Source organism: Paenibacillus sp. P4_A7, assembly GCF_056402455.1.
The window spans coordinates 1-7,531 of sequence record NZ_JBFUHJ010000268.1 but is presented as its reverse complement, the minus strand read 5'-3'; the positions used below and the strand labels follow the sequence as shown (position 1 = coordinate 7,531).

Genomic DNA, 7,531 nt, shown 5'->3' with positions numbered 1-7,531 from the left:
ATGATAATGAAAACGATTAAATATTAATAACCCATGTACATTAAATTTTAGAGGACTACAAATCATACTGTATTCATTATTATTGTTTAGAATATCGAAGGAAGATACACCTACATTTGTTAGGGTAACTCCAACCAAAAAAAGACACATACCCCGTTTCCCGAGGCATGTGTCTTTTCTTTTTATAGGTATTAGTCGACGTAGCCGGCTAATCCTTTTTCCATCAAGTAATCCATTTCTGCGTCCAAAATAGACTCTACGATCAGCTCATTGGATTTCACGTCAGGACGGCTTAGTACATAATCAACCAGCTCATCGCCATCAATATCTACCTCGCCGTTTTTGTCTTCCTTCGCGTTACCAATAAAGGTTTGTTCATGCTTTAATACTAGCTTAATCAGCTTTTCGTCTGCTTTCGTTTCGCTTGCTATGTATGCCACAAGCTCTTGCTCATTCAATTGTTCAGTCATCGTTAGTCATCTCCTAATTGTAAGTGATCCCATTGTACCACAACTCTACTCCACTTCGCGCAGCAGCTTCTCCATCCCGTGTACACGCGCATGTAATTGTGCCAGCTCATCATGGATTTCTGAGCTTGTCAACTGCGAAGGCTTTGAATCCTTTGCTTTTTTAACGAGGGTAATGATGGAAACGGTAATTAAAGCTAATACACCAAGCACAATTAGAAAAGCAAGGATGGTATATAATCCGGAACTAAAATTAAAACGCATTTCCTCTCTCCTCCTTCGCGCTTAAGCTTCCTGCAAAAATTGATTCCCATGCAGTTGATAGTACAATCCTCTGCTCGCTAGAAGCCGATCATGATTGCCTTGTTCTACTATTTCACCTGTTTGAACGACAAGAATCGTATCCGCATTCCGAATCGTACTTAAACGATGGGCGATAACAAAACTAGTTCGGCCATTAAGCAGCTTTTTCATAGCTTCTTGGATTTGAATTTCGGCAAGCGTATCGACGCTGCTTGTCGCCTCATCCAATATTAGCAAAGTAGGATCTGAAAGGATAGCACGTGCAATCGTAATGAGCTGCCTTTGTCCATGACTGACATTTCCGCCCTCTGCAGTTAGCGTTGTGTTATAGCCCTTCGGCAGCTTGGATATAAAAGCATGCGCATTCACTTGAATGGCAGCCGCCTCGACCTCGTCATCAGAAGCCTCGAGCTTCCCATATCGGATATTGTCTCTAATTGTGCCTGCGAACAGATGAGCGTCCTGCAGCGCAATGCCCATCTGACGACGAAGACTATTTTTATCGATCTGGCTAATATCCTCATCATCAATAAGGATTTGGCCTTTATTGATTTCAAAGAAACGTCCAATTAGATTAATGATGGAACCAATACTTCTTCAATAATCTAGTAAGCTTGAACAAATAAACACCTCTCTACTCACGCCTGTTGATTAACCAATATAAGGTATCTGGAAGCAGAAATGGTTACTCGGTGAGTAAATAGAACGATTGGTTACAACTATCTATTTGTCGATAGGATATTGCTTTGCATGTGATTAATCATTGGCAGCTTGGAGGCCCTATTCAATTAGTGTCACAATGTGAAACTAATGAGTATCCTTATGGAAATAGCGATGGTGTAATTTCAGAATATGCAACTAATCTATCAAAAAGAGGGCATAGATCGTGCTCAACCAGCAATTACGTTCATCCGTTGACACTAAATCGTCGTTTACCCTATTGCAGCCTCATTTAGTTTCAGAATTTGAAACTATGCGACACAAGCATAAATGGCTGGGCCTTTTTCTGGCGGCATAAGCTCGTTCACGGCGAAATTAGGCAGAGCATAAGCGTGARACTTATACTCTCCTATATTTATACAAACCGTTTTTGAGCTCCTTAATACTTGTTATTGGTTTCCAGTATTAGGTTAATCAACAGGCTTGCTCTCTATTAACTAGTAATGGATGAAATCTAATTCCACAAGTGTAAACGGCTTGTGTGGTTTTTGGAGGCACAAGCTCATTTCGCGGTGAAATGTAAGCCGAGTATAAGGTGGGCCTTATACTTTTTTTACAATCAAAAAAAAAGGAGAGGGTAGCCCYTCAGGCGCCCCCTTGTTAGTGCAATTATAACATGTTAATTGTTTTTTAGCGCTAAAACTGATACCATATATTTACTAAATACAAGACTGTGCGTCACTGGCGGAACATGGGTAACCATGAGGGAGCGCGCAGATATTCAGCCGTACGCCTGGGCAAAGGTAAGGGGACATTCCCCTTGCCTTTTTATGTTTTCCAACAACATTCGAGGGAGCTGGGTTAGAAAATGACAGAAAAACTTATTTTAGACGGTGCGCGTGTTGCTGCTTCCATTAAAGAGGAGCTTATACCAAGAGTCGAGGCTTTAGTCGAAAAAGGTACGATCCCTTGCTTGGCTACTATTCTAGTAGGTAATGATCCGGCTTCTGAAACCTATGTCCGTATGAAGGGAAATGCTTGCAAACGGCTTGGCATTGAATCAAAACGAATTGTATTGGATAAACACATTTCAACGGATGACTTAGTTGCTGTTATTCACCAGCTTAACGATGATCCACTCGTCCACGGTATCCTCTTGCAGCACCCTGTCCCACATCAAATTGATGAACGGGCGGCATTTGATGCGATTCGTATCGAAAAGGATGTCGATGGCGTCACTACTTTAGGCTTCGCTCAAAATGCATTTGGATTCGCCAGCTATCCATCTTGTACCCCGGCTGCTATTGTGACTATTCTAGATTACTATCACATTCCTACAGAAGGTAAGCATGCTGTCGTCGTTGGCCGCAGTCCTATTCTCGGAAAACCAGTATCACTCATGCTATTGAATCGAAATGCAACCGTAACAACCTGCCATTCCAAAACAGAAAAGTTAGCTGAAATCGTTCGACTCGCTGATATCGTTGTTGCTGCAGTCGGCAAGCCGAAGTTCATTCAAGGCAGTTGGATCAAGCCTGGTGCTGTCGTGCTGGATGCTGGGTACAATGTAGGGAATGTGGGTGACGTTGATTACGAAGCATGCCTCAAGCAAGCTAGCGCCATCACACCTGTACCTGCCGGTGTCGGCCCCGTAACCATCGCCTTGCTGCTCAAGCACACGGTCGATGCAGCAGAAAAGTCGTTACTCGTTTAAGAGGGACAAAGAAAAGTCGTTCAGGTCAAAAACCCTGAACGACTTTTTTTGATTTAAGGAGATTATGGGGCAGACCAGCCGAATTCCGGCTAATCCTCCGAATTCAGAGGCACTTGTGCACCTACCCGCCGAATTCAGGGGACTTGTGCACCTTATGCCCTCATTTCGCAATTATCGGCTCAACCGCCGAAGAAGCCTTCTCCCCTTTTTGCAGCTGATACATTTTGAAGTACCGACCTTCAAGCGCCATCAGCGTGTCGTGATTCCCTCGTTCCACTATTTCACCGCGATGGAGGACAAGTATTTGGTCAGCACTGCGTATTGTAGACAAGCGATGCGCGATAATTAAAGTCGTACGGCCTTCGCTAACAACTTGCAGCGCCTTCTGAATTAAGCCTTCCGTCTCACTGTCGATGCTCGCTGTCGCCTCATCTAGAATCAGAATAGATGGGTCGAAAGCAAGCGCCCTAGCAAATGAAATGAGCTGCCTTTGACCAGAGGATAGAGTGCTTCCACGTTCTACGACCGGCTCCTCGTAGCCGCCAGGCAGCTGTTCGATGAATTCTGCTGCGCCTACGTCACGAAGTACACTCTTCACACGCTCAAGTGATATGTCCTTATTGTACAAGCTCACATTAAAGCTTATATTACCAGCAAACAAATAGGGATCTTGAAGAACGATACCCATATGTTTGCGAAGCGCTTGTTTGGAGTAGGTAGTAATGTCACGGTCATCAATTGTGATCTTGCCATCGTCGGGTTCATAAAAGCCTAGCAGCAGGTTCATAATTGAGCTTTTACCAGAACCGGTATGCCCGACTAACGCAACCGTCTCCCCTTTGCGAGCCTCGAACGAGATCCCTTTCAGCACATTTTCACCTTTTTTATACGCAAAATTGACGTTATCAAACTTCACGGCCCCATCCGGCCGCTTTACTTGATCGACCTTCTCAACCTCCGCACCGTCTATATCCAATATCGCAAATACCTTCTCAGCAGAAACAAATGCTCTCTGCGCATTCGTCAGCTGATCAAAAATGCCGATGATCGGTTGAAAGATACGGCCTAAGTACTCAATAAAAGCATAAAAAACACCTAATTCAATGACACCTTGCAACGATTGTCCACCAAAATACCAAATGACCATTGCCGTAACCAGACTGCCAATCGTTCCAACGATATTACGAGAGGACAAGGAAAAAACTCTAAATTGTTTGATCTGATTAATATATCTATCCTCATTAAGTACTTCAAACTCTTTCCGCGTCACTTTCTCTCTGCGGAACGCTTGAATGATTGGCATGACGACTATCGATTCATTAATCATCGCATTCATATCACTCAGTCGAGCGCGCATAATCGTAATATACTTCTTCGAATATTTCAGATGAATGACCATAATCACTGCGAAAAGCGGCGGCAGCAATAAGCAGAACAGAGCCAGACGCATATCCAAAATAAATAAGGCGATGAAAATACCAAGGAGCTGCACGAAGCTAACTACAAAGGTCGCCATAAAGCTCATAAATAAATCACGCACAGCTTCCGTATCATTGGCAATTCTCGATACAATTTGACCGATTGGCGTATTATCAAAATAACGCAACGGTATACGTTGAATATGCTTCATCAGATCCATACGCATGTTTTTAATAATTTGCAAAGCTGTTGATTGCAATAAATAGGATTGCGTAAAATTACAGATGCTCGCTACAACTAGCAGCCCCATATATAAACCAAGTAGCCATAATACCGCTGTGAGGTCTCCAGTATTTTTATATAAGTGCGAATCTATTATGGTTTTGATAATAAAAGGTCCAGCCAGTTCTGCTCCTACTGCCGTGCATAGAATAAGCAGCGCACCGATTATTCGGAATTTGTATACGAGAGCATAAGCGAATAATCTTCTTGCCGTTGATTGCTTGGGCATTCTTCTACCTCCTCACTCTTCTAGACTCGCTTCCATTTGCTGACGTTCCCACTGCTCTTTGTACCAGCCACCAAACAGCATAAGCTCGGTGTGTGTCCCCTCTTCTATAATCCGTCCATTATTTAATACAAGAATCCAATCTGCATGACTGACAGCTGAAAGCCGATGAGTCGTAATTAAGGTAGTTTTCCCTTCACGCTCCAAACGAATATGATGAAGAATACGGCTTTCCGTCCTTGCATCAACAGCTGAGAGTGAATCATCAAGCAGCAGTATTTCAGAATCAATGAGTAATGCTCTAGCAATCGCCAGACGCTGCTTCTGCCCGCCCGATAGCATAACGCCATTTTCGCCGACAACCGTTTCAAGTCCCTCTGGCATTGCTTCAATATCCGCGGTAAAAGAGGCCATTTCGATCGCTCTAGCTATTTCCAGAACAGTCGCATCCGGCTTGCCCAGCGCAATATTGTCTCGAATCGACTTGGAAAGCAGCAAATGCTCTTGCGGGACATAAGCCATCCAACGCTTCATTTGATCGATGGCAATATGCTCTGCGGCAACACCAGCTAGCAATAGCTTCCCATTTTCAAGAGGATATTGGCGCAGCAGCTGCTTGAGCAGCGTGCTCTTTCCGCTACCTGTTTTTCCAACAATCCCTAGCGTCTGACCTCGTTCTAAACTAAAAGATACGTCTGCAAGACTAGGCTGTGTCGCAGTCGGATAAGTGAAGGTCAACTGCCGCATTTCGATTCGGGTTGGGATATCCACCTGAGTGGGCTTCGCCTCGTCCTGTACATCTGGATTCTGAGCTAACGCCTTATCCAGACGGTCAGCCGAAGCACTCCCGCGCTGCAGCACATTAATAAATTCGCCAAAGGAGATCATAGGCCAGATCAACATTCCCAAATACATATTAAAAGAAATGAGCTGACCCAGCGATATATCCCCTTCAAAAACGAGATACGCGCCATATCCTAGTCCAATCGTATAGCTCACGCCGACGATTAACGAAATGATCGGCTGAAACATTGCATTTAAAATAGATACTCGCTTGTTCTTGTTCATGACATTAGAGGTTACCTTGTCAAACGCTAACAGATCATGATCCTCCTGCACGTAAGAACGTATTACGCGAATGCCAGAGATAGACTCTAGAGCATGCTCGTTCATTTGGCCAAAAGAGGCTTGAGCATCCAAAAAGCGATATCTTACTTTTTCGCCTAAACGGCTAATGACAACCGCAAGTAATGGGAGAGGTATGAGTGCAGCGAGCATTAATTTGTAGCTGACTAAGGAAACCATCATCACTATAACAACCGAAGCGCCAACGAGCGTATTAACAAGCGTCATAACACCGTAGCCTGCTGTTTGACCAATCGCAAGAACGTCATTGGTAGCTAGCGCCATCAATTGCCCCGTACTATTCCGTTGGAAAAATGCCGGCGTCATTTTCGTCAAATGGGTAAGCAGCTTCCCTCTCAATATCTTCTCTATAAGCGCCGAATTTCCAAATAGCGTAGTAATCCATATATAAGTGAATACATAAAGAAGTAAAGCAAGACCAATCAGCAATAGCACAGTCTGCGTTAAACCTGAGGAGGTCAGTTCTTTATTACCGATTTGGTCTACCGTAATACCAATTAATCTAGGAGGTATCGTCGAAAGGAGACTGACAATCGTCATTAAACTAATAGCTAACGCATAACTTTTCCATCTATCTTTGAAGAACCAACTCAATCGTTTGATAAAAGACATGACATTCCCCTCTTCCCATCACTTTGTACAATTACATATACAGTTACATGTGCAGTTACATGTACACGTACACGAATACGCAGACTCCCCAATATACACACATTCCCCATTTTACATTTTCTACCGATCCGCGTCTACGTAATGAAAAACTATAATTAATATTACTGTCTCACAGACTACACGAGTAAGGTCAGTGATTTGAATCTAAAATGAGTAGCCCAGTAAAGTTCGTCTATATCCATTCATTCCATATCAATTGTTTCGTGTCTCCCGTCATAATAAAGGAGACGAATAACATGAATAAACTATTGGTTATGGAGAAAGAGGTGCTTGCATGTCCATTTCATTGAGGCCTTTACGGCTGCCGGATGATTATGCTGATTTAGCAAAGCTGTTGAACACATACTGGTCGGAGCCATATACAGCAGAACGACTCGAGGAAGACGATGCCAAATTGTACGAAGTTGGCCATACTTACTTGGATGATAACGGACGGCTCGCAGGATACGACCGTCTCAGGCGGGTAGCCGTGACGGAGCAGGATGAGATCGTTGGATACCTTTGGTCTTGGCGGGCGCCTTGGACAGAACATGGTTATCTCAACAATACACTTGTCGTAGCTGAGGGGCACCGCAATCAAGGAGTTGGCCAGCTGCTGCTTTCTGAGATTATTAGCTGGGGAACCAGTCTTGGAGCGACTAC

At 43.8% G+C, this 7,531-nt stretch carries 7 protein-coding genes and 1 riboswitch; of the genes, 2 read left to right on the top strand and 5 right to left on the bottom strand.

All coding sequences use genetic code 11. The features are described from left to right. Nucleotides 1–191: 191 nt before the first annotated feature. The 3 genes from AC1DWN_RS23200 to AC1DWN_RS23190 are packed head-to-tail and all read right to left on the bottom strand — an operon-like array spanning nucleotide 192 to nucleotide 1,340. Nucleotides 192–470 carry a hypothetical protein gene (locus tag AC1DWN_RS23200; RefSeq protein ID WP_477561268.1) on the bottom strand — a complete coding sequence of 93 codons (279 nt, stop codon included), beginning with the start codon at nucleotides 468–470 and terminating at the stop codon, nucleotides 192–194. Between the two features lie 45 nt (nucleotides 471–515). Further along, complete coding sequence (locus tag AC1DWN_RS23195; RefSeq protein ID WP_477561267.1) at nucleotides 516–731, bottom strand: hypothetical protein; 216 nt, start codon at nucleotides 729–731, stop codon at nucleotides 516–518. A 21-nt stretch (nucleotides 732–752) separates the two neighbouring features. After that, complete coding sequence (locus tag AC1DWN_RS23190) at nucleotides 753–1,340, bottom strand: ABC transporter ATP-binding protein (protein ID WP_477561269.1); 588 nt, start codon at nucleotides 1,338–1,340, stop codon at nucleotides 753–755. Nucleotides 1,341–2,157: 817 nt separating this feature from the next. Then, a riboswitch (ZMP/ZTP riboswitch) is annotated at nucleotides 2,158–2,236 on the top strand. 62 nt (nucleotides 2,237–2,298) lie between these two features. On the opposite strand from AC1DWN_RS23190, the gene AC1DWN_RS23185 reads away from it, so the two are divergent. Then, the gene (locus AC1DWN_RS23185) at nucleotides 2,299–3,144 is read left to right on the top strand and encodes a bifunctional 5,10-methylenetetrahydrofolate dehydrogenase/5,10-methenyltetrahydrofolate cyclohydrolase (protein WP_477561266.1); all 846 of its coding nucleotides are present in this window, start codon (nucleotides 2,299–2,301) and stop codon (nucleotides 3,142–3,144) included. A gap of 160 nt (nucleotides 3,145–3,304) precedes the next feature. Here AC1DWN_RS23185 and AC1DWN_RS23180 read toward each other — a convergent pair whose 3' ends face one another. After that, a complete protein-coding gene (locus AC1DWN_RS23180) occupies nucleotides 3,305–5,074 on the bottom strand; it encodes an ABC transporter ATP-binding protein (RefSeq protein WP_477561265.1) in 1,770 nt (589 codons plus the stop codon). A gap of 12 nt (nucleotides 5,075–5,086) precedes the next feature. Further along, nucleotides 5,087–6,829, bottom strand: a complete 1,743-nt coding sequence (locus AC1DWN_RS23175) for an ABC transporter ATP-binding protein (protein ID WP_477561264.1) — start codon at nucleotides 6,827–6,829, stop codon at nucleotides 5,087–5,089. Nucleotides 6,830–7,163: 334 nt separating this feature from the next. Between AC1DWN_RS23175 and AC1DWN_RS23170 the strand changes: the two genes are divergently transcribed. Next, a partial coding sequence (locus AC1DWN_RS23170) for a GNAT family N-acetyltransferase (RefSeq protein ID WP_477561263.1) occupies nucleotides 7,164–7,531 on the top strand: 368 nt, incomplete at its 3' end.

Bases quoted from the DNA above. Each gene is read 5' to 3' on its own strand.
- AC1DWN_RS23200 (WP_477561268.1), bottom strand. From the start codon at position 470: ATGACTGAACAATTGAATGAGCAAGAGCTTGTGGCATACATAGCAAGC.
- AC1DWN_RS23195 (WP_477561267.1), bottom strand. From the start codon at position 731: ATGCGTTTTAATTTTAGTTCCGGATTATATACCATCCTTGCTTTTCTA.
- AC1DWN_RS23185 (WP_477561266.1), top strand. From the start codon at position 2,299: ATGACAGAAAAACTTATTTTAGACGGTGCGCGTGTTGCTGCTTCCATT.
- AC1DWN_RS23180 (WP_477561265.1), bottom strand. From the start codon at position 5,074: ATGCCCAAGCAATCAACGGCAAGAAGATTATTCGCTTATGCTCTCGTA.
- AC1DWN_RS23175 (WP_477561264.1), bottom strand. From the start codon at position 6,829: ATGTCTTTTATCAAACGATTGAGTTGGTTCTTCAAAGATAGATGGAAA.